This window comes from Halobacterium sp. CBA1126 (assembly GCF_009741975.1).
Taxonomy (GTDB): Archaea; Halobacteriota; Halobacteria; order Halobacteriales; family Halobacteriaceae; genus Halobacterium.
Map to the genome: position 1 here is coordinate 1 of NZ_WPCF01000008.1, position 22487 is coordinate 22487.

Annotated in this window: 11 protein-coding genes, 1 tRNA gene, 2 rRNA genes and 3 pseudogenes; 10 read left to right on the forward strand and 7 right to left on the reverse strand. The window is 67.1% G+C overall.

Annotation, left to right across the window (positions count from 1 at the left end):
• The 4 genes from GJ634_RS01945 to lipA all read right to left on the reverse strand — a co-directional run.
• On the reverse strand, window positions 1-688 hold a 688-nt coding region (locus GJ634_RS01945), incomplete at its 3' end, for a biotin/lipoyl-containing protein (RefSeq protein WP_157500264.1).
• A 1-nt stretch (window position 689) separates the two neighbouring features.
• Window positions 690-1667 (reverse strand): alpha-ketoacid dehydrogenase subunit beta, encoded by a 978-nt coding sequence (locus GJ634_RS01950; RefSeq protein ID WP_157500265.1) that lies wholly within the window; start codon window positions 1665-1667, stop codon window positions 690-692.
• Between the two features lies 1 nt (window position 1668).
• Window positions 1669-2751 (reverse strand): pyruvate dehydrogenase (acetyl-transferring) E1 component subunit alpha, encoded by a 1083-nt coding sequence (gene pdhA, locus GJ634_RS01955; RefSeq protein WP_157500266.1) that lies wholly within the window; start codon window positions 2749-2751, stop codon window positions 1669-1671.
• 400 nt (window positions 2752-3151) lie between these two features.
• Complete coding sequence (gene lipA, locus GJ634_RS01960; protein WP_157500267.1) at window positions 3152-4087, reverse strand: lipoyl synthase; 936 nt, start codon at window positions 4085-4087, stop codon at window positions 3152-3154.
• 361 nt (window positions 4088-4448) lie between these two features.
• Here lipA and GJ634_RS01965 point away from each other — a divergent pair, with 361 nt between their 5' ends.
• Together GJ634_RS01965 and GJ634_RS01970 are read left to right on the forward strand one after the other, a co-directional pair.
• Entirely contained in the window at window positions 4449-6785 is a 2337-nt protein-coding gene (locus GJ634_RS01965; protein WP_157500268.1) for a DEAD/DEAH box helicase, read from the forward strand.
• Window positions 6786-7033: 248 nt separating this feature from the next.
• A pseudogene (locus GJ634_RS01970) lies at window positions 7034-7749 on the forward strand (DUF91 domain-containing protein); the annotation flags it as partial.
• On the opposite strand, the gene GJ634_RS15810 reads toward GJ634_RS01970, so the two are convergent.
• Window positions 7647-8534 carry a phosphatase PAP2 family protein gene (locus GJ634_RS15810; protein ID WP_157500269.1) on the reverse strand — a complete coding sequence of 296 codons (888 nt, stop codon included), beginning with the start codon at window positions 8532-8534 and terminating at the stop codon, window positions 7647-7649. The pseudogene GJ634_RS01970 and the gene GJ634_RS15810 overlap by 103 nt on opposite strands.
• Before the next feature lie 207 nt (window positions 8535-8741).
• Between GJ634_RS15810 and endA the strand changes: the two genes are divergently transcribed.
• The 4 genes and pseudogenes from endA to pheT all read left to right on the forward strand — a co-directional run bounded on the left by endA (window position 8742) and on the right by pheT (window position 14787).
• Entirely contained in the window at window positions 8742-9773 is a 1032-nt protein-coding gene (gene endA, locus GJ634_RS01980; protein WP_157500270.1) for a tRNA-intron lyase, read from the forward strand.
• Between the two features lie 4 nt (window positions 9774-9777).
• The gene (locus tag GJ634_RS01985; RefSeq protein WP_157500271.1) at window positions 9778-11331 is read left to right on the forward strand and encodes a tryptophan--tRNA ligase; all 1554 of its coding nucleotides are present in this window, start codon (window positions 9778-9780) and stop codon (window positions 11329-11331) included.
• Between the two features lie 232 nt (window positions 11332-11563).
• A pseudogene (locus GJ634_RS01990) lies at window positions 11564-13073 on the forward strand (phenylalanine--tRNA ligase subunit alpha).
• Window positions 13073-14787 (forward strand): annotated as a pseudogene (pheT, locus tag GJ634_RS01995) (phenylalanine--tRNA ligase subunit beta). The pseudogenes GJ634_RS01990 and pheT overlap by 1 nt, the downstream one beginning before the upstream one ends.
• Here the strand turns inward: pheT and GJ634_RS02000 are convergent.
• Both GJ634_RS02000 and GJ634_RS02005 read right to left on the reverse strand, forming a co-directional pair.
• Window positions 14788-15837 carry a quinone-dependent dihydroorotate dehydrogenase gene (locus tag GJ634_RS02000; protein WP_157500272.1) on the reverse strand — a complete coding sequence of 350 codons (1050 nt, stop codon included), beginning with the start codon at window positions 15835-15837 and terminating at the stop codon, window positions 14788-14790.
• A 4-nt stretch (window positions 15838-15841) separates the two neighbouring features.
• Complete coding sequence (locus GJ634_RS02005) at window positions 15842-16039, reverse strand: AbrB/MazE/SpoVT family DNA-binding domain-containing protein (protein ID WP_058984575.1); 198 nt, start codon at window positions 16037-16039, stop codon at window positions 15842-15844.
• Between the two features lie 222 nt (window positions 16040-16261).
• Between GJ634_RS02005 and GJ634_RS02010 the strand changes: the two genes are divergently transcribed.
• The 4 genes from GJ634_RS02010 to GJ634_RS02025 all read left to right on the forward strand — a co-directional run bounded on the left by GJ634_RS02010 (window position 16262) and on the right by GJ634_RS02025 (window position 22413).
• Window positions 16262-16570 (forward strand): non-histone chromosomal MC1 family protein, encoded by a 309-nt coding sequence (locus GJ634_RS02010; protein WP_157500273.1) that lies wholly within the window; start codon window positions 16262-16264, stop codon window positions 16568-16570.
• Window positions 16571-17473: 903 nt separating this feature from the next.
• Window positions 17474-18946 (forward strand): 16S ribosomal RNA (locus GJ634_RS02015).
• Between the two features lie 109 nt (window positions 18947-19055).
• A tRNA-Ala gene (locus tag GJ634_RS02020) sits at window positions 19056-19127 on the forward strand.
• A 366-nt stretch (window positions 19128-19493) separates the two neighbouring features.
• A 23S ribosomal RNA gene (locus tag GJ634_RS02025) occupies window positions 19494-22413 on the forward strand.
• Together the 16S and 23S rRNA genes with 1 tRNA gene alongside form the textbook arrangement of a ribosomal RNA operon.
• Window positions 22414-22487: the final 74 nt, after the last annotated feature.

Consider the following 22487-nt stretch of genomic DNA (forward strand, 5'->3'; position numbering starts at 1 on the left):
CGCCGTCGCGCTCCTCGACGGCCGGCACGTCGTCGATGTCCACGCCGAGTTCCTTCGCCAGCCCGCGCGTCGCGGGCGCCGCCAGCGTCTTCTCGCGGCCCGCCGGCGCCTGTCCGCTCGCGCCGGCCGGCTCGCCGCTCTCTGTGTGGTCGGCGGCCTGCTCGCCAACGGGTTCGACGGCCGAGCGCACGTCCTCGGGCGGTTCCTCCTGCGGCTCGGTCGCGTCGCTCTCGGCCGCGGCGCGCACGTCGCCCTCGGTCACGCGGCCCGACGGCCCCGTGCCCTCGACGGCATCGAGGTCCACGTCGAGCTCGCGCGCGAGTCGACGCACGCTCGGCGGCGCGAACGTCCGCGTCGACGCTTTCTCGGTCGCGGACGCGGACGCTTCCTCGGTCGCCGATTCCGCGGCTTCCTCATCTTCCGATTCCGCCTCCGCTTCGGGCGCTTCGCCCTCCACGTCGAAGGTCACGATGACGTCGCCGACCGGCACTACGTCCCCGGCCTCGAAGTGGAGCGTCCGCACGGTGCCGTTCACGGGCGACGGCACTTCCACGACCGCCTTGTCCGTCTCCACTTCGGCGACCGGCTGGTCCTCGGCGACGGTGTCGCCCTCCTCGACCAGCCAGTTGACGATTTCGCCCTCCGCTACGCCCTCGCCGACGTCCGGTAGCTTGAACTCTCGTGCCATCTCAGAACTCCACGGTCTCGCGGATGCCCGACTCGATGCGCTCGGGTTCGGGCAGGTAGTAGTCTTCGAGCGCGGCCAGCGGGAACGGCACGTCGAACCCCGTGACGCGCTTGATCGGTGCCTCCTGGTGGAGCAGCGACTCCTCCTGGAGCGTCGCAGTGAGTTCCGCGCCGACGCCCGCCGTCTTCGGCGCCTCGTGGACGATGGCCGCCCGGCCCGTCTTCTCGAAGGACTCCACGATGGCGTCCTCGTCGAGCGGGCTGAGCGTCCGCAGGTCGACGACCTCCACGTCCACGTCGTCGGCCATGTTTTCGGCGGCTTCCAGCGTCGGCCGCGTCATCGCGCCCCACGTGAACACGGAGACGTCGCCGCCCTCGCGGCGCACCGCGGCCTCCCCGAGGTCGACCTCGTAGGGGCCGTCGGGGACCTCCTCGCGGAACGCGCGGTAGATCTTCTTCGGCTCGAGGAAGATGACCGGGTCCGAGTCCCGAATCGCCGCGATGAGCATCCCCTTCGCGTCGTGGGGCGTGCTCGGAATCGCGACCTTCAGCCCGGGCTCGTGGACGTAGAACGCCTCCTTCGACTCCGAGTGGTGCTCGGGCGCGCGGATGCCGCCGCCGAACGGCGCGCGCAACACCATCGGACATGTGAACCGGCCGCGGGACCGGGTGCGGAGCCGCGCCATGTGGCTCACGATCTGGTCGAACGCCGGGTACATGAACCCCGAGAACTGGATCTCGGGCACCGGCTTCAGGCCGTACGCGGCCATCCCGATGGCGGTGCCGACGATGCCGGACTCCGCCAGCGGCGTGTCGACGACGCGCTCCTCGCCGAACTCGTCGTACAGTCCCTCGGTGGCGCGGAACACGCCGCCGTTCTTCCCGACGTCCTCGCCCAGCACGAGCACGTCGTCGTCCTCGGCCATCGCGTCGCGGAGGCCGTCCCGTACCGCCTGCACTAGGGTCAAGTTCTCTCCCATGTTAGTCCTCCAGTAGCGCTTCGTCGCCGTGTTCGGCGCGGACGGACTCGAACCACTCCAGCTGTTCCTCGAGGCGCTGTGGCATCCCCGCGTAGGCGTTCCGGAACATCTCCACGGGGTCGGGCCGCGGCGTCTCCTCGGCGGCCGCGATGGCGTCCGCCACGCGGTCCTCGACGTCCTCCTCGATGGCCGTAATCGCGTCGTCGTCCAGCCGGTCGGTGCGCTGCAGGAACGTCTCCAGCCGCGGAATCGGGTCCTTGGCCTTCCACTTCTCGACCTCCTCCTCCTCGCGGTAGACGGAGGGGTCGTCGGCGGTCGTGTGCGCGCCGAACCGGTACTGCACCGCCTCGATCATCGTCGGCCGCAGCTCGCCCTCGTCGGGGTCTTTGGCCTTCGCGACCGCTTCCTCGGTCACCTTGTAGACGGCCAGCGGGTCCATCCCGTCGACCTGCACGCCCTCGAAGCCGTACGCCTCGGCCTTCTGCGCGAGCGTCTTCGACGCCGTCTGGCGCTCGCGGGGCACGCTGATGGCCCACTGGTTGTTGTTGCAGAAGAACACGTTCGGCGTGTCGAAGACGCCCGCGAAGTTCAGTCCCTCGTGGAAGTCGCCCTCGCTGGTCGCGCCGTCCCCGAAGTAACAGAGGAACGCCTTGTCCCGCTCGTCCTTGAGCTTCGACGCCCACGCCAGCCCGGTGGCGTGGGGAATCTGGGACGCGATGGGCACCGCGACGGTGAACAGGTTCACGCCCTCCGGGATGTGCGAGCCGTTCTCGTCGCCCATCCAGAGCCGCAGCGTCTGCTTCAGCGGGAGGCCCTGCACGAGCGCCGCGGCGTGCTCGCGGTAGCTGGGGACCATCCAGTCGCCGTCGCCGAGCGCCATCGCGGAGCCGACCTGCGCGCCCTCCTGGCCCGACAGCGGCGGGTACGTGCCGATGCGACCCTGCCGCTGGAGGCTCACGGCCCGCTCGTCGAAGCGCCGCGCGAGCTTCATCGTCCGGTACATCTCGACGAGCTCGTCGTCGTCGAGGTCCGGCACCTCGGCGCCGTCGACGAGCTCGCCGTCCTCGTCGAGCACCCGAACCATGTCGTCGGGTTCTCGGTGCACGGTCGCAGTCACGGGTACCCCCGTCCTGACATGTGTGGGAAGTCGCTCCCTGCGACTATATGATTTTCGTAACGGTCTTTCTAGCGGGTTACCGACGCGGCGTTTTGCACAACTCTCGTCCACTACTAGACGACTCTGCACACTGAACGTTCGATAGGACTCGCGTAAACTGGGCGGACAGCCACTCCTCTCGAAGTATTGCCGGAGTTCGAGCGGTGGCTAGACCGGTCGCAGATGTGGTTCGTGGCCCGCTTCGCTCCCCGTTCGCGGGTCACGTGTGTTCCACGCTCACGTTCTCGTGGCCTCCCTTCGCTCTCCGTTCGTTCAGTCGGAGGCCGCCCTTTGGGCGGCCTCCCTGCTCGCGGCTGCCGCCGCTCGCTCAGTTAGATGCGGCCTGCCGGGCCGCATCTCGCGCCTCTTCGATGCTCTTCCCCTCCCGCAACACCGCGTCGACGAACAGCTCCCCCGCCTTGTACGACGACCGCACCATCGGCCCCGAGGCGCAGTAGAGGAAGCCGAACTCCTCCTCGGCGACGCGGCGCCACGTCTCGAACTTCTGGGGGTGGACGTAGTCCGCGACGTCGAGGTGCGAGCGCGACGGCTGGAGGTACTGGCCGAGCGTCACCACGTCTACGCCCACCTCCCGGAGGTCCGCGAGCGCCTGGTACACCTCGTGGTCGTACTCGCCGACGCCCAGCATCAGGCTCGTCTTCGTGTAGATGTCCGACTCGCGGTCCACCTGCTCGAGGACCGAGAGGGACTGCTCGTAGCCCGCGCGGCGGTCCCGCACCGGGAACTGCCGGCGCTCGACGGTCTCGACGTTGTGCGCGACGACGTCCGGCCCCGCGTCGATAATCTCCCGCACGAGGCCCTCCTCGCCCCGGAAGTCCGGAATCAGGACCTCCACCAGAATCGACGGGTCGCGCTCCTTGATCTCCCGAATCGTCTGCGCGAAGTGGCCCGCGCCCTGGTCGTCGAGGTCGTCGCGGTCCACGGACGTCAGGACCACGTAGTCCAGCCCGATCTCCGCGACCGACTCGGCGACGTTCGCCGGCTCCTCGGGGTCCAGCGGCTCCATCCCCCCGGTCTCGACGTCGCAGAAGTTACAGCCCCGCGAACACCGGTCGCCCATCAGCATGAACGTCGCGGTCCCCGGGCCGTTCCGCCCGCTCCAGCACTCCCCCATGTTCGGGCAGGACGCCTCCTCGCAGACCGTGTGGAGGTCGTGCTCCCGGAGCGTCTCCTTGATGTCCGTGAACCGCTCGCCGGACGGCGGCCGCATCTTCAACCAATCCGGCTTCCGCCGACTACTCATACACGCTCCTTCGCGGGGGACCGCAAAAACTGTGGGGTTCGGGTCGCCCGCCGTTTCGGGTCGATATTGCGTGGGTGGCGGTTGTGGTTCCGCGTACGCTCGTTCTCGCTCACGCTGCTCGCGGCTCCTTCCAGTCGCCGCTCGCTGTAACGCGGTTCTCGCTCACTTCGTTCGCTCCGAACCGCGCTCGCGGGTCGCTATACTCACGGCTCGCTACGCTCGCCGTTCGTCGTTCCGTGCTCTCCCTGCGGTCGAGCACGCTCTCCCCGCTCGCGTCAACGTAGTTCTCACTCGCTACGCTCGTTCCGAACTACGCCACTAAGGAAACGCCTATCCGCCCGCCTGCCCTCCCCAACTGGTGATGGAAGTCGCCGAGGTCGTCCCCGAGTTCGCCGACGCCTTTCCCTTCGACGAGTTCAACGAGATGCAGCGCGAGGCGGTGCCGGCGCTCGTGAACTCCGACGCGAACGTCGTCGCGTCCGCGCCGACGGGCAGCGGGAAGACCGCGCTCGCGGAGCTGGCCATCTGCCAGACCCTCGACGCCGGCGGCACCGCGGTGTTCGTCGCGCCGCTGCGCGCGCTCACCAACGAGAAGGAGTCCGAGTGGGAGCGCTTCGAGGACCTCGGCTACTCCGTGTACGTCGTCACCGGCGAGCGCGACCTCAACCCCCGGCGCGCGGAGCGCGCGGACGTGCTCGTGATGACCCCGGAGAAGGCCGACTCCGCCACGCGGAAGCACGACTCGCCGCGGTACTCGTTCGTGACGGACGTCGACTGCGTGGTCATCGACGAGGTCCACCTGCTGGACTCCGAGAAGCGCGGCAGCGTCCTCGAAGTCGTCGTCTCGCGCTGGCGGCGGCTCTGCGACCCCCGAGTGGTCGCGCTGTCGGCGACGATGCCGAACATCGACGACGTGGCGGCGTGGCTCGACGCCGAGCCGGAGACGACCTTCGAGTTCGGCGACGACTACCGGCCCGTGGACCTCCACGCGGGCGTGCGGACGTACACGCACGGCGACAACCCCTTCGCGGACAAGTACCGGCGGCTGTTCACGACGCTGGACCTCGCCGAACCACACCTCCGGGAGGACGGACAGGCGCTCGTGTTCGTCTCCTCGCGGCAGGACACCGTGCAGGCCGCGAAGAAGACCCGGGACGAAATCGGCGAACGGGACATCCCCGTGGGGTCGCGGGGCGACTACGAGTTCCACACCGAGACCGAGGAGCTTGACAACGCGACGCTCCGGAAGTCCGTGCTGGACGGCGTGGCGTTCCACCACGCCGGCCTCTCCACGAACGACAAGAACCTCGTCGAGGAGTGGTTCCGCGAGGGGAAGATCCGCATCCTGTTCTCGACGTCGACGCTCGCGTGGGGCGTGAATCTCCCCGCGCGCTGCGTCGTCATCCGGGACACGAAGCTCCACGACCCCCTCGAGGGCGAGGTGGACATGAGCCCGCTGGACGTCCTCCAGATGCTCGGGCGCGCGGGCCGCCCCGGCTACGACGACGTCGGCTACGGCTGGGTGGTCTGCGACGAGTCGGACGCCGACAAGTACCGGACTCTCCTCCGCGAGGGCAAGGAAATCGAGTCCCGGCTCGCGGGCAACCTCGCGGAGCACCTGAACGCGGAAATCGCGATGGGCACGATTCGCGGGCTCGGGGACGTGATGGACTGGCTGGAGACGACGTTCTACTACCAGCGCGCGCAGTCCGAGCCCGACGCGTACGACTTCCCGGGGCTCCGCGACCGCGTCCGGGACACCCTCGACGACCTCGTCGAGGAGGGGTTCGTGGAGACCGACGACGACCTCGGCCTCTCCGCGACCCGCCTCGGCGTGCTCGCGTCGACGTACTACCTCCGCCTCGAGACCGCCCGCGAGTTCCGGGACGTCGCGGACGGCGAGGGGGACGCCGACAGCGTGCTCCGCGCGGTCGCGAGCGCCGGCGAGTTCGACAGCGTGAGCGCGCGCAAGTCCGAGCGGGACGCCGTCGACCGCATCGTCGGCAGCGAGGCCGACGACCTCGACTCCGGCCCGCGGAAGGTCCTCGCAATCCTGCGCGCGAGCATGGACGGCTCCGTCCCCCGGGAGCTGCGCTCGGACGCGTGGGTCATCAAGCAGAACGCGCTCCGCCTGCTCGCCGCGCTCGGCGCGTTCTTCGAGCGCTACGACGACCCCGCGGGCGCGAACGTCGCGGCCCGCCTCGAAGCCCGCATCGACACCGGCGTCCCCGAGGACGCCGTGGGCCTCACCGCCCTCGACGGCGTGGCCGCGGGCCGCGCGCACAAGCTCGCCGACGAGGGTATCGAGACGCCGGCGGACGTCCGCGAGGCGGGCGTCGACGGCCTCGAGGCTGCCGGGCTCGGCCCAGGCGTCGCCGAGAGCGTCCACGAGCAGGCCGCCGACATGCCCGACGTCGTCGTCGACTGGAGCGACCTCCCCGACAGCATCCCGGCCGGCGACAACCGCATGTGCGAGGTCGTCGTGCGGAACGCCGGCGGCGGCGCGGCCGCGGGCGTCGCGGTCACCGTCAACGGCGTGGAGATGACCGAAACCACGGGCTACCTCGACGACGAACTCTCCGTCCCGGTCGGCGTCTTCGGCGCCGACGCAGACGTTCTCGAGTTCGAGGTCACCGTCTCCTTCTCCGACCTCCCGCTGCTCCCCGTCACCGAGGCGCGGACGGTTCGCGTGGAGTAACCAAGTCGCTGGCCCCTCGCCCCACGGTGGTTTCTCCTCCTCGACCACCGGTAGGGCGGGAACTCGAACGGGGCCGACCGGTCGCCGTACGTGACGACGTAAGCACCGCAGGAGCGAGCGTAGCGAGCGACGAGGCGCGCAGCGAGTCAGGTGCAGCGAGCGGGAGGGGGCGTTCGGTTCGGTAATGTTCCCGGAGCGACCGTCTCCCACCTCCAACTTGAAATACTAGACCGGGACCAACCCGGGCCATGCAGGACGCGATTCGCGTGCTCGCCGGCGAGTGTGCCGTCCGGTACGAGTCCGACGGACGAACCGAGCGCGACCTCCGGGGCGACGTCGTCGTCATCGTGAAGCCAGACGACACCGTGCTCGTGCACGACGCGGACGGCTACCAGCCCGCAGCGTGGCTCACGCGCCCCGGCGTCGTCCGGTACACGCGGGACGCCCGCGGCTTCCGCATCGACGCGGCGGACGGCGACGAGCGCCTCGTCGTGGAGAGCGCGACCGAGCACGGGGACGCCCACTACCCCGCGTCGCCCGCCGGGCCGCCCGTCGGCACCTGCGAGTGCGAGGGGACGCTCGTCCGGGACGGCGGGCGCGTGGTCTGCATCGACTGCCGGACGAGCTACGCGATTCCGCGGGACGCCGCGGTCGTCGACGACCCCTGCCCGGACTGCGGGCTCCCCCAGTTGCGGGTGGAGCGCGGCGACGCGGTGACGGCGTGTCTCGACCGCGACTGCACGCCAATCGCGGACGCGTCGCCGCGCGCTTCGGCGGCGAGTGGGCGTGTCGCTGCGGCGCCGCCCTCGACATCGCGGCCGACCGCGGCCTCCACGCGAGGTGTCCGGACTGCGACGCCAGCTACCGGCTCCCGCGCGGGACCGTCGACGGCGCCTGCGAGTGCGGGCTGCCGGCCTTCGAGACGCCGAGCGGGCCGCGGTGTCTCGACGTCGACTGCGAGCGAGCGGCGGAGACGGGGCCCTGACGCGACGCGGCGAGAAATTGGATACGGGACGGCAGGTGGCGGTGCTCACTCGGCTCCGACGGCTCGGCGGTCGACTGCCGTCCAGACGACGAACCCGACCGCGGCGGCAGCGAGCGCGAGCCCCGCCTTCGCCGTCCCGGCCGTGGCGAACGCGACGCCGCCGAGGCCCGTCGAGAGCGCCAGGCTCGCGCGGGCCGTTGGTCGGTGAGGCGAATCGCTACCGCGAGGAAGGCGACGCCCACGAGGCAGCCGGCGACGACGTCCACCGTGTAGTGGACGCCGAGGAAGACCCGCGACGCCGCGACCAGCGCGGTCACGAGTCCAGCGACGGCGAGTCGGCGGCGGCGGTTCCAGACGTCCAGCGCGAACGCCGCGCCGCCGTACACGACCGTCGTCTTCAACGCGTGCCCGCTCGGGAACCCGAACCCGTCGCCGGTCACCAGTGACTCGTAGGCGCCGCGTCCGAGCGCGGGAATCCACGACGGCGCGGTCGCCGTCGCCGCCCCCGGCGGTCGCGGGAGCGCGAACGCGTGCTTGAGCGCGACGGTCAGCGAGTACGCGCCGACGGCGAGCGCGAGGAGGTAGACGCTGTCGCTCGCCGGCGAGTCCGTGAGCCACTGGTACTTCCGCCCGAGCACGAACAGGAGCGCGATGGCGACCACGACGAACCACATGTCGCCGAGTTGCGTCACGAGCCCGGCGACGGCGACGACGACGTCCGGCAGCTGCGACGCGAACTCCGCCCCGCCGAATCCCCTCGTCATGTGTAGGACGAACACACCACTCACTTATTCATTACTACTGCGTCTCTTCGGCGCAGAACGACGCCGTTGCGCGGCGGTGTTCGGATTCGGTACCGGCTCGCTGAGCGGCCGCCCGGACGCCGGGGGCGCGACGAGGGGGTCAGCGGTACCGCGGGCCCGCGGAAATACACCGGAAGCCGTTTGACGCCGCGAACCGGAACGACTCGCATGGACGGCGAACTTCGCGGCGACGAGGTCCGGGTCGGCGGGGACGCCCGCCAGCGGTTCCACGACGCCCGCGGCTACGGCCACCCGCTCGACGGCAACGCCGTCGCGCTCTCGCTCGTGGAGGCCGCCCACCTCCTCTTCCGCGGCGACCTCGACGCGGTCGACGGCGCGGGGTTCCGGGAGTTCTTCGCCGCGCGCGACGCCGGCTTCGCCGCGCGCTTCCTCGTGTACGCGGACCTCCGGGACCGCGGGTTCTACCTCGCGCCCGACCGCCGGCCGTGGTGGGACGACCCCGGCGACGGCGACTTCGTGGTGTTCCCGCGCGGGAAGGGGCCCGGCGACGGCGTCGTGAAACACCGGATTCGCGTCGTCGACGAACGCACGACCGTGCCGGCCGAGGACCTCGGCGGCGTCGTGCTCGCGGTCGTCGACGAGGAGAGCGAAATCACGTACCTCGAGGTCGAGTCGTTCGCGCCCGACGGCGACACCGAGTACGCGCCGCCGACCGGCGTCGAGGGCGTGCTGCTCGACGACCGCGTGCTCGTCTGGGACCCGCCCGCGTCCCTCCACGAACAGGGGTTCTACGGGCAGCCGCTCGGCGGCCGGGCCGCCGAGCACGACGCGCTCCAGCTCTCCCTGCTGGAGGCCGCGTACCTCGCCGCGCAGGGCGTCCTCGACCTCGGGGACGACGACGTCGAAGCGGTCTTCGAGCGCGGGCGAGCGGGCGAGGCCGACCGCTTCGACCGGCGGCTGCGGGTCTACCGCGCGCTCCGGGACCGCGGGATGGTGCCCAAGACCGGGTTCAAGTTCGGCGCCGACTTCCGCGTCTACGGCGAGGTCGAGTCAGTCGACGAACTCGGGCACTCCGAACTGCTCGTGCGCGTGCTCCCCGCCGACGTCGTGTTCTCGCCGCGGGACCTCTCGCTGGACGTGCGGCTCGCCCACGGGGTCCGGAAGCGAATGGTTTTTGCGCTCGACAGTCCCAGTGCGGACACGATTCGCTGGCTCGCCGTGAGCAGGCTCACGCCGTGACACCATGACCGACACTGACACAGACGCCGACGAGACGGACGCGCCGGGCGCCGACAGCGTCGCCCTCGACCCGTGGGGGTCCTCGACGGTCTCGGACTACCGCAAGCTCTTCGACGAGTTCGGCATCGAGTCCTTCGAGGACGTCATCGACGAGGTGCCCGACCCGCACTACCTGATGCGGCGGGCCATCATCTTCGGCCACCGCGACTACCGCCGGGTCGCCGACGCGATGCGCAACGACGAGCCGTTCGCCGCGCTGTCGGGATTCATGCCGACCGGCGACCCCCACATCGGCCACAAGATGGTGTTCGACGAGATCATCTGGCACCAGCAGCAGGGCGCCGACGCGTACGCGCTCATCGCGGACCTCGAAGCCCACGCCGCCCGCGGGCTCTCGTGGGACGAGATCGACGAGCACGCCAGGGACTACCTCCTCTCGCTGCTCGCGCTCGGCTTCGACGCCGACGACGGCGAGCTCTACCGGCAGTCCGCGAACCGCGAACTGCAGGACCTCGCGTTCGAGCTCGGCGCGGAGGCGAACTTCTCGGAGTTCGAAGCCATCTACGGGTTCGACGGCGAGACCGACGTCTCCCACATGCAGAGCGTCGTCACGCAGATGGCGGACATCCTCTACCCGCAACTCGAGGCGTCCAAGCCCACGGTCATCCCGGTCGGCCCCGACCAGGACCCCCACATGCGGCTCGCGCGCGACCTCGCCGAGCGCACCCGCTACTTCAAGGTCACCGAGGCGTACGCGAGCGTCGCGTTCGACGACGACGAGCGCCCGCTGGTCGCCGCCGCCTACGACGCCCGCGACCGGTACGCCGAGGACGCCGACCAGCCGCGCTGCACGGAGGCCGCCGACTGGCTCCGCGAGGACCCCGCGGTCGTCGGCGAGTACGACGACGACCTCGTCGCCGGCGTCGTCCAGAAGCTCGAGAACGCGGGAATGGAGCCGCTCCGCCCCCGGATTCGGTTCTTCGACCGGCAGGCGACCGACGAGGCCTTCGAGGCGCTCATCGACGAGGTCGCCGGCGAGAAGCGCGTCTTCGAGGGCCACGTCGACGCCTTCGAAATCGACCGCGAGACCGCCGAGGACCTCGCGCTCGCCGTCGAGGTCGACCACGGCGGCTACGGGTTCGTGCCGCCCTCCTCCATCTACCACCGCTTCATGACCGGGCTCACGGGCGGGAAGATGTCCTCCTCGATTCCCGCGAGCCACATCAGCCTCCTCGACGACCCCGAGGACGGCTACGACAAGGTGAAGGCCGCGACCACGGGCGGCCGGGAGACCGCCGAGAAGCAGCGCGAACTCGGCGGCGAGCCCGACCAGTGTCCCGTCTACGAGCTGTACGCGTACCTGCTCGCGGGGGACGACGACGAGTTCGCCGAGCGCGTCTACGAGGAGTGCGCCGGCGGCGAGCGCCTCTGCGGCGGCTGCAAGGAGGAAGCCGCCGAACTCATGGCGGAGTTCCTCGAGGACCACCAGGAGAAACGCGAGGAAGCGAAGGAAGTGCTGGACGACCTGGACGTCGAGCTGGACTCCGCGCGGGCGTGACGGCCCGCTGACGGAACCCTTTTGAGCGGCTGTGTCATTCTGGCGCACATGGCGTCCGAACCCCACGCCGGTCGCAGCGCACGCGAAGCAGCCGCGGCTCCGGGGTTCGGGTTCTTCTTCGCCTGAGCGAGCGGTGGACGCCCCACGGCGGCGGGAGCCGTCGCGGGGCCGAACCCGCTCGTTCGGGCCGGGAGCGGAACGGATAACTGACTGCCACACACCCCTACGCACAATGAAACTGCCACCACAGCAGGTCGCGGTGCTCGAAGCGGCGAGCGCCGACGAACCGAGACGTATCGCCGACCTCGCGGCCGACATGGAGCGGCCGCCGGAGACGGTCACGGGCGCGGCGTTCGAGCTGGAGGACGCCGGCCTCGTGGACGTCGTCGAGGAGACCGAGGAGGAGGTCGAACTGACCGAGGAGGGCCGCGAGTACGCCGAGGACGGACTGCCCGAGGTCCGACTCTACGAGGCCGCGCTCGAGGCCGGCGCCGACGAGTCGCCCGTGTCGATGGGCGAGGTCATCGGCGCGTCCGGCCTCGAGGGCCCGCAGGTCGACATCGCGCTGTCGAACTACGCCCGGAAGGGCTACGGGGACATCGAGAGCGGCGAGCTCTCCGCGGACCCCGACGCGGACCCGAGCGGGGACGCGGAGGCCGCCGCACTCGAGGCGCTTGCTTCCGGGGGGTCCGTCGCTGACGACGACGCCCTCGACCAGTTGGAGCGCCGCGACCTCGTCGCCGTCCGCGAGCGCACCGTCCGCTCGGTGCTGTTGACGGAGGCGGGCGTCACGGAACTCATGGCGGGCGTCGAGGCGAGCGAGGAGGTCGGCCAGCTCACCCCCCGACATGCTCGCGTCCGGCGAGTGGCGGGACGCGGAGTTCGCCGACTACAACGTCGAAGCAGACGCCGCCGAGTACACGCCCGGGAAGACCCACGTGCTCCGGCAGGCCGCCGAGCGCGTCAAGGACGTGCTCGTCGGGATGGGGTTCCAGGAGATGGAGGGGCCCCACGTCGACGCGGACTTCTATATCAACGACTGCCTGTTCATGCCCCAGGACCACCCCGCGCGCAACCACTGGGACCGGTTCGCCTTGGAGCAGCCCGAGAAAATCGACGACCTGCCCGACGACCTCGTCGAGCGCGTCGAGCGCGCCCACCGCGAGGGCGTCGGCTCCGAGGGCGACGGCTACCACTCGCCGTGGGACGAGGAGTTCGCTCGCTCACTCGCGCTCCGCGGGCACACGACGAGTCTCACCGCCCGCTACCTCTCCGGGGTCGCCGGCGCGGACGTCGAGCCGCCCCAGCGGTACTTCAGCGTCGAGAAGGCCTACCGTAACGACACCCTCGACGCCACCCACCTGCTGGAGTTCTTCCAGATCGAGGGGTGGGTGATGGCCGAGGACCTCTCCGTCCGGGACCTCATGGGCACCTTCCGGGAGTTCTACAGCCAGTTCGGCATCACGGACATCGAGTTCAAGCCCACGTACAACCCCTACACCGAACCCTCGTTCGAGCTGTTCGGCCGCCACCCGGAGACCGGCGAGCTCATCGAAATCGGGAACTCCGGCATCTTCCGCCCGGAGATGCTCGAACCGCTCGGCGTCGAGGCGGACGTGATGGCGTGGGGGCTCGCCCTCGAACGGCTGCTCATGCTCGTCACCGGCTTCGAGGACATCCGCGACGTCCACGGGACGCTGTGTGACCTGGAGTTCCTGCGGGACGCGGAGGTGGTGTACTGATGCCCGTCGTCGACATCGACCCCGACGAACTCCGCACGCTCACGGGCCACACGGAGAAGAGCGACGACGAACTCAAGGACGACCTCTTCGGGCTCGGCGTCGAGTACGAGGGCGAGACGACGAGGGCGAGTTCAAACTCGAGTTCGAGGCCGACCGCCTCGACCGGCTCTCCGTGGAGGGCATCGCGCGCTCGCTGCGCTACCACTACGGCGACGACCGCGGCGTCTACGTCCCCGACACGAACAGCGCCGAGTGGACCATCGACGTGCAGGACGTCCCCGACGAGCGGCCCTGCGTCACGGGCGCCGTCATCCGGGGCGTGGACCTCGACGAGGACGCCCTCGACTCGCTCATCCAGCTGCAGGAGAAGCTCCACGCGACGATGGGCCGGAAGCGCGCGAAGGGCGCCATCGGCATCCACGACCTCGCCATGCTGAAAGGTGAGTCCGTCAGCGGAGCGGACGGGAACGCGAGGCGCTCCATCACGTACACGGGCGTCGAGCCGGACGGCGACACGTTCGTCCCGCTGGACGACGACGCCGAGCGCACGCCCGCGGAAGTCCTCACCGAACACCCGACCGGCGAGCAGTACGCGGACCTGCTCGCGGAGTACGACACCTTCCCCGCCATCTACGACGACATCGGGCTGTTCTCGTTCCCGCCGGTCATCAACGGCCGGCGCACCGAGGTGTCGACGGACTCCCGGGAGCTGTTCGTCGAACTCACTGGCACCGACCAGTGGACCATCGACCGGATGTGCGCCATCGTCTGTTACGCCCTCGACGCCCGCGGCGCCACCGTCGAGGACGTCACCGTCGAGTACGGCGACACCGAGCTCGTGCGCCCGGACTTCGAGGTCCGGACCAAGCGCGTCCCCCACGAGCGCGTCGAGACGCTGCTCGGCATCGACCTCGAACCCGACGAGGTCGTCGACCTCGCGGAGCGCGCGGGCCTCGACGCCGAGCCCGAGGGCGGCGACGACCTCACCTACGACGTGGAGATTCCGCCGTACCGCGTCGACGTGCTCCACCCCGTCGACGTCGCCGACGACATCGGGCGCGCGTACGGATTCAACGAACTCGTGCCGCGCTACCCCGAGGTCGGCACCATCGGCGGGCGCACGGAGACCTCGAGGCTGGAGGCCGCCGCCCGGGAGACGCTCGTCGGCCTCGGCTTCGAGGACCTCCTGAACTTCAACATGACCAGCGAGGCCGACAACTTCGAGCGGATGCGCCTCTCCCCCGAGGACGACGCCGTCGGGGCCGCGGCGCCCGCGACCATCGAGGAGCCCTACAGCGAGGACTTCACCATCCTCCGCACGTGGGCGCTCCCGTCGCTGGTCTCCGTCCTCGAGAACAACACGCACCGGTCGTACCCGCAGGACCTCGCGGAGATCGGGTTCGCCGCGGGCGTCGACGATGCCACCGAGACCGGCGTCGCCGAACGCCGCACCGTCGCCGCCGTGCTCGCGCGCCACGACGCCTCCTACGAGGACGCGAAGGCGCGGCTCGCAGCGCTCTGCGAGGAGTTCCACGTCGACCTCGAGACGCCCGCCACCGACCACCCGTCGTTCATCGACGGCCGCGCCGCCAGCGTCGTCGTCGACGGCGAAGCAGTGGGCGTCGTCGGCGAACTCCACCCCGCGGTCATCGTCGACCACGACGTCGAAGTGCCGGTCGCCGGCTTCGAGTTCGAACTCGGCGCGCTCCGGTAATTAGAGGTCCGCGCCGACCGCGTCCTCCACGGACGCGAAGCCGTCGCGGTCTAGCAGGCCGAGCAGGCCCTCGTTGATGTCCTTCGCGATGGCGGGCCCGCGGTAGACGAGGCCCGTGTACAGTTGGACGACGGACGCGCCCGCGCGAATCTTCTCGTAGGCGTCCTCCGCCGTGAACACGCCGCCCACGCCGACCACCGGGAGGGCCGTGCGCTCGGCGACGAAGCGCACCTGGTCGGTCGCGCGCTCGCGAATCGGCCGGCCCGACAGGCCGCCCTTCTCCGCGGCGTTCGGGCTCCGGAGGGAGTCCGGGCGGTCGGTGGTCGTGTTCGTCGCGACGACCCCGTCCAGCCCGAGGTCGTTCGCGAGCTCGACCGCGTCCACGACCGCCTCCCGGTGGAGGTCCGGGGAGAGCTTCACGAGCAGGGGCGCCGCGCCAGCGTCCTGCAGCGCCTCGAGAATCGACGCGAGCTGCTCGCGGTTCTGGAGCTCGCGCAGCCCCGGCGTGTTCGGACTGGAGACGTTCACCACGAAGTAGTCGCCGCCCTCGGCGACCCGTTCGTACGTGTACCGGTAGTCCTCCGGCGCCTCGGCCAGCGGCGTGGACTTCGACTTCCCGACGTTCACGCCCACGGGCACGTCCGGGAGTCGCTGGTCGGCGAGGCGCTCGCCGACGACGTCCGCGCCCGCGTTGTTGAACCCCATGCGGTTCACGAGCGCGTCGTCCTCCCGGAGGCGGAACATCCGCGGCCTCGGGTTGCCGGGCTGGCCCTCGGCGGTGACCGCGCCGACCTCGACGTGGCCGAACCCGAGCGCAGCGAGTGCTCGTGGTATTTCGGCGTTCTTGTCGAAGCCCGCGGCCACGCCGACGGGGTTCGGGAACGGCTGCCCGAACGCGTCGACAGCCAGCCGGTCGTCCTCGACGGTGTAGTGGCTCGCGTACGCGCGCTCGAGGCCCGTTCGCTGTGCGACGCGCAACAGCCCCGTTATCGCCCCGTGGGCGGTCTCCGGGGGGAGGCGGAACAGCAGCGGTTTGGCCAGCCGGTACATTCGGTCAGAAGTCGTGTTCGACGTCGTCCTGGTCGGCCCGCTGGATGATGATCTTGTCCTCGCGCACCCGGACGAAGACTTCGTCGCCGATGTCGAGGCCGGCGACCGACAGTTCGTCCTCGTGGAGGTTGACGTGGGCGTTGTGGTACTCCCCGTCGTCGCCTTTGGCGCCACTCGGGCTGAGCGTCTTCTTGCGAACCATCGCGAAGTGTCTACGTTGCCTTTCGCCGCACACCGTACTTAAGTTCTTCCGACCGCCCGAGTTCCCTCCCGCTGGCGGCGACTGGCCGGATACGGGCGGTCGGCGCCGCGGTCTCGGACCGTCGCTCTCCCCGAACCAGCGGAACTCGTACATAAATCTACCGGCAAAATCGGCGATATATTTATCACCCGGCCTTGTGTTCCCATAGCATGGAGCAAAACCATGGTACGTGAGGACGGCAAGCGCAACTTCGCGCTCCGAGAGTCCGGCGACGAGACGAGCGTCTTCAGCGGGAACACCCCACGGCAGGCCGCACTGAAGGCGGCTCGCCGCATCGAAGACGTCGCCGACAGTGAACAGGACGCCGACCGCAAGGAGCTCCGGCTCCGCGAGAAGGGCACCGACAAGGTCCACATCTACGAAGCGTGGGCGTGGGAGGAGGAGGCGCCCGGCGACAAACCCGACTGGATGCCCGGCGAGATCACGAAGGCGAACGTCTCCAAGGAAGGCATCAAACACATCGAAGACTGACGCCGCCCGGCACGACTGCTGCTAAACTTTTTGTTCGCGTGCGCGACGCGTAACGGCTTAGTCGCTCCCGCCAGTAGCGACTCCCGCGTGGGCACCACTCGGCCCGACCGCACGCACCTGCGCGGGACGACCGGTCGACCTCCACCCACGCGGCATTTTCGCGCCCAGTCCTCGGTACGCCGTCACGTGGTTTTCTGGCATGTGGTGGCGTGTCGAACCGTCTCCGGTTCGATGGGGTTTTACGTAACCCGGCACTCGGATGGGATGCGAACGACGTGAGGTGGCTCGGTGACCCCGACGCCACTGATTGACGCCTCGACGCCCCCGCGTCGAACCCCTCGCCTTCGGCGAGTCTGGTTCGACGCCCTTAAGTGATACCGGGCGCTTCGGAAGAATGCGAACGACGATGAAGTCACTCGGGTTTCCCGGGTGACTGACGCACGCTTCCGACGCCCGCTCCGTGCTCGATCGGGCTCTCACGAGTCCGGTTCGATGCCCTTAAGTAATAACGGGGGATACGAGGTAATGCGTACGATGATGAGGTCGTCCGGGTCTCTCCGGACGACTGATGCATTACCTCGGTCCCGTTTCGGGGTTCGGACTCGCTCTCACGAGCGCGGTTCGATGCCCTTAAGTAATAACGGGGCGTCGGAGGAAATGCGAACGTCGTCTCGGACCGAGCGAAGTCCGATGGGTTTATGACCCGTCGTGGACTACGTTCAGGTCCGAAGGAATGAGGATTCCACCCCTGCGGTCCGCCGTACAGATGGAATCTGATGTTAGCCTTGATGGTTTGGTGACATCCAACTGGCCACGGCGCTTTGTCGTGGCTATGAGGAACACTTTGTGTTCCCGCCAAACCAGGACTTTTAGTTCTGGTCGCTGGGGCTTGACCCCAGCAAAATTCCGGTTGATCCTGCCGGAGGCCATTGCTATCGGAGTCCGATTTAGCCATGCTAGTTGTGCGGGTTTAGACCCGCAGCGGAAAGCTCAGTAACACGTGGCCAAACTACCCTGTGGATGGGAACAATCTCGGGAAACTGAGGCTAATTCCCAATAACGCTCCGCCCCTGGAACGGGCGGAGCTGGAAACGCTACGGCGCCACAGGATGTGGCTGCGGTCGATTAGGTAGACGGTGGGGTAACGGCCCACCGTGCCAATAATCGGTACGGGTTGTGAGAGCAAGAGCCCGGAGACGGAATCTGAGACAAGATTCCGGGCCCTACGGGGCGCAGCAGGCGCGAAACCTTTACACTGTACGCAAGTGCGATAAGGGGACTCCGAGTGTGAAGGCATAGAGCCTTCACTTTTGTACACCGTAAGGTGGTGTACGAATAAGGGCTGGGCAAGACCGGTGCCAGCCGCCGCGGTAATACCGGCAGCCCGAGTGATGGCCGATATTATTGGGCCTAAAGCGTCCGTAGCTGGCCGGACAAGTCCGTTGGGAAATCTGTTCGCTTAACGAGCAGGCGTCCAGCGGAAACTGTTCGGCTTGGGACCGGAAGACCTGAGGGGTACGTCCGGGGTAGGAGTGAAATCCCGTAATCCTGGACGGACCACCGGTGGCGAAAGCGCCTCAGGAGGACGGATCCGACAGTGAGGGACGAAAGCTAGGGTCTCGAACCGGATTAGATACCCGGGTAGTCCTAGCTGTAAACGATGCCCGCTAGGTGTGGCGCAGGCTACGAGCCTGCGCTGTGCCGTAGGGAAGCCGAGAAGCGGGCCGCCTGGGAAGTACGTCTGCAAGGATGAAACTTAAAGGAATTGGCGGGGGAGCACTACAACCGGAGGAGCCTGCGGTTTAATTGGACTCAACGCCGGACATCTCACCAGCTCCGACAGTAGTAATGACGGTCAGGTTGATGACCTTACCCGACGCTACTGAGAGGAGGTGCATGGCCGCCGTCAGCTCGTACCGTGAGGCGTCCTGTTAAGTCAGGCAACGAGCGAGACCCGCACTCCTAATTGCCAGCAGTACCCTTTGGGTAGCTGGGTACATTAGGTGGACTGCCGCTGCCAAAGCGGAGGAAGGAACGGGCAACGGTAGGTCAGTATGCCCCGAATGAGCTGGGCAACACGCGGGCTACAATGGTCGAGACAATGGGATGCAACTCCGAGAGGAGGCGCTAATCTCCTAAACTCGATCGTAGTTCGGATTGAGGGCTGAAACTCGCCCTCATGAAGCTGGATTCGGTAGTAATCGCGTGTCAGAAGCGCGCGGTGAATACGTCCCTGCTCCTTGCACACACCGCCCGTCAAAGCACCCGAGTGGGGTTCGGATGAGGCCGGCATGCGCCGGTCGAATCTGGGCTCCGCAAGGGGGCTTAAGTCGTAACAAGGTAGCCGTAGGGGAATCTGCGGCTGGATCACCTCCTAACGATCGGGACCGGGGCGTAGCCCCGGCCCACCTTTCGACGACGCCGTGACCAGTTGGACACCTACAAACCATCAAGGCTAACGCAACCTCCTCCCGATTCGGGAGGTGGGCCCATAGCTCAGTGGTAGAGTGCCTCCTTTGCAAGGAGGATGCCCTGGGTTCGAATCCCAGTGGGTCCATCCCGTCCGGGATTCACCGCGAACCGTGTCCCTTAAGTGGGACACGGCGCAACGATGAATCCCGACGAAGACTGATGCACCACCCCGCGAAAGTGCGGGTGGGAAGGGTCTATGTACGCTCCTCGTTCACCACGAGGACGTACGATGACGACCGTGTGTAAGTGCAATCCAGGCGCTCACTGGACTCGACCACCGTGGTCGAGTACCGACTGTTGGTCACATCCGTGACTCAACAGCGCTCACCCACAGTGGTGAGCATCGTCGACTGTTCTACAGTCGACATTCATCGTCGTTGGCTTCACCGCCAACAACCCTCGACCACTTCGTGTGGTTGAGTACCATCGTCAGCTGCTCTGCAGCTGACATCCAACGTGGCTACTGTGCCACCTGGTGGATAGCTCGGCTCGGATGCCGACGAAGGACGTGCCAAGCTGCGATAAGCCTGAGGGAGCCGCACGGAGGCGAAGAACTCAGGATCTCCTAATGGGAATCCCCACCGCAATTGCTGCGCGCAATGGGGAACGGCCGGAATTGAAACATCTCAGTACGGCCAGGAAGAGAAACCGAATGGGACGCCGTTAGTAATGGCGAATGAACGCGGCCCAGTCCAAACCGAAGCCTTCTGGGCAATGTGGTGTTCGGACTGGCATGCATCGACTGAACGTTCGCGCGAAGTCTCCTGAAACGGAGCGCGATACAGGGTGACAGCCCCGTACCGCGGACAAGTAAGTCGTGAGCCAGCTCCAGAGTAGCGGGGGTCGGAAATCCCTCGTGAAGATGGCAGGCATCGACTGCCAAGACTAAGTACTCTCCGAGACCGATAGTGAACAAGTAGTGTGAACGAACGCTGAAAAGCACCCCACAAAGGGGGGTGAAATAGGGCTTGAAATCAGGTGGCGATGGAGCGACGGGGCATAAAAGGCCTCACTGGGAACGAGTCAGGCGCGAGCCTGTAGTAGGACCTGTGGGGAGCCGATGTTCCGTCGTACGTTTTGAAAAACGAGCCAGGGAGTGTGTCTGTCTGACGAGTCTAACCGGAGCATCCGGGGAGGCGTAGGGAAACCGACATGGCCGCAGCGCTTTGCGCGAGGGCCGCCGTCTTCAAGGGCGGGGAGTCAAACGGACACGACCCGAAACCAGATGATCTACGCGTGGGCAAGATGAAGCATGGCGAAAGCCATGTGGAGGTCTGTTAGGGTTGGTGTCTTTCAATACCCTCCCGTGACCTACGTGTAGGGGTGAAAGGCCCATCGAATCTGGCAACAGCTGGTTCCAACCGAAACATGTCGAAGCATGACCTCTGCCGAGGTAGTTCGTGGGGTAGAGCTACCGATTGGAGGGTCCAACTCCGAGAGGAGTTGGCCCTCCTGTCGAACTCCGAACCTACGAACGCCGTCGACGCAGGGAATCCGGTGTGCGGGGTAAGCCTGTGCACCGTGAGGGAGACAACCCAGAGTTAGGTTAAGGTCCCAAAGTGTGAGCTAAGTGCGATTGAAGGTGGTCCCGAGCCCTAGACAGCCGGGAGGTGAGCTTAGAAGCAGCTACCCTCCAAGAAAAGCGTAACAGCTTACCGGCCGAGGTTCGGGGCGCCCAAAATGATCGGGGCTCAAGTTCACCACCGAGACCTAACGGCACGCGTGACAGCGTGATCCAGTAGGTTGGCACTCTGTTCGGGCGGAAGCTCGGGTGAGAACTCGAGTGGACCGAATGGGGAAGAAAATCCTGGCCATAGTAGCAGCGTTAGTCGGGTTAGAACCCCGACGACCGAGAAGAGCAAGGGTTCCTCGGCAATGCTAATCAGCCGAGGGTTAGCCGGTCCTAAGTCCCGTCGTAATTCGAGCGGGACAAAAGGGAAACGGGTTAATATTCCCGTGCCATCGTGCAGTGAAAGTCGACGCCTCGGAGTAGCTCGAGCCGGGCCATCGCCCGGTCGAACCGTCCAAGTCCGTGGAAGCCGTAATGGCAGGAAGCGGACGAACGGCGGGATAGGGAAACTCGAGTCAATCTGGGGCCCGTGAAAAGACGAGCACGATGTCCGTACCAAGATCCGACACAGGTGCTCTGGCAGCGAAAGCCTAGGTCTGTCGGGAACAACCGACGTTAGGGAATTCGGCAAGTTAGTCCCGTAAGTTCGCGATAAGGGATGCCTGCCCAGTGATTGGGCAGGTCGCAGTGTCTCGGAGGCTCCGACTGTCTAATAACAACATAGGTGACCGCAAATCCGCAAGGACGCGTACGGTCACTGAATCCTGCCCAGTGCGGGTATCTGAACACCCAGTACAATGGGGCGAAGGACCCGTTAACGGCGGGGGTAACTATGACCCTCTTAAGGTAGCGTAGTACCTTGCCGCTTCAGTAGCGGCTTGCATGAATGGATCAACGAGAGCCTCACTGTCCCAACGTTGGGCCCGGTGAACTGTACGTTCCAGTGCGGAGTCTGGAGACCCCCAAGGGGAAGCGAAGACCCTATAGAGCTTTACTGCAGGCTGTCGCTGGGACACGGTCGCTGATGTGCAGGGTAGGTAGGAGACGTTACACAGGTACATGCGCTAGCATGCCACCGAGTCAGCCATGAAACACTACCCGTCAGTGACTGTGACCCTCACTCCGGGAGGAGGACACCGGTAGCCGGGCAGTTTGACTGGGGCGGTACGCGCTCGAAAAGATATCGAGCGCGCCCTAAGGCTACCTCATCCGGGTCGGAGACCCGGAGAAGAGCGCAAGAGCAAAAGGTAGTCTGACAGTGTCCTACACAACGAGGGACGCTGAGGCGAAAGCCTGGTCTAGCGAACCAATGAGCCTGCTTGATGCGGGCCATTGCTGACAGAAAAGCTACCTTAGGGATAACAGAGTCGTCACTCGCAAGAGCACATATCGACCGAGTGGCTTGCTACCTCGATGTCGGTTCCCTCCATCCTGCCCGTGCAGAAGCGGGCAAGGGTGAGGTTGTTCGCCTATTAAAGGAGGTCGTGAGCTGGGTTTAGACCGTCGTGAGACAGGTCGGCTGCTATCTATTGGGGGTGTTTTGGTGATTGACAGGAACGTTCATATAGTACGAGAGGAACTATGAACGGGTGCCACTGGTGTATCGGTTGTCCGAGAGGGCAAGTGCCGAGCAGCTACGCACCACGGGGTAAGAGCTGAATGCATCTAAGCTCGAAACCCACCTGGAAAAGAATCACCGTTGAGGTCACTCGTAGAAGACGAGTTCGATAGACTCGGGGTGTACGCGTCAAGGCAACGAGACGTTCAGCCCGCGAGCACTAACAGACCGATGCCACACACTCATGCACTTAACCACATACGTGGTCGAGTCCAGGCGTTAACTGGATTGCACTTACACACGGACGTTCGCCGATA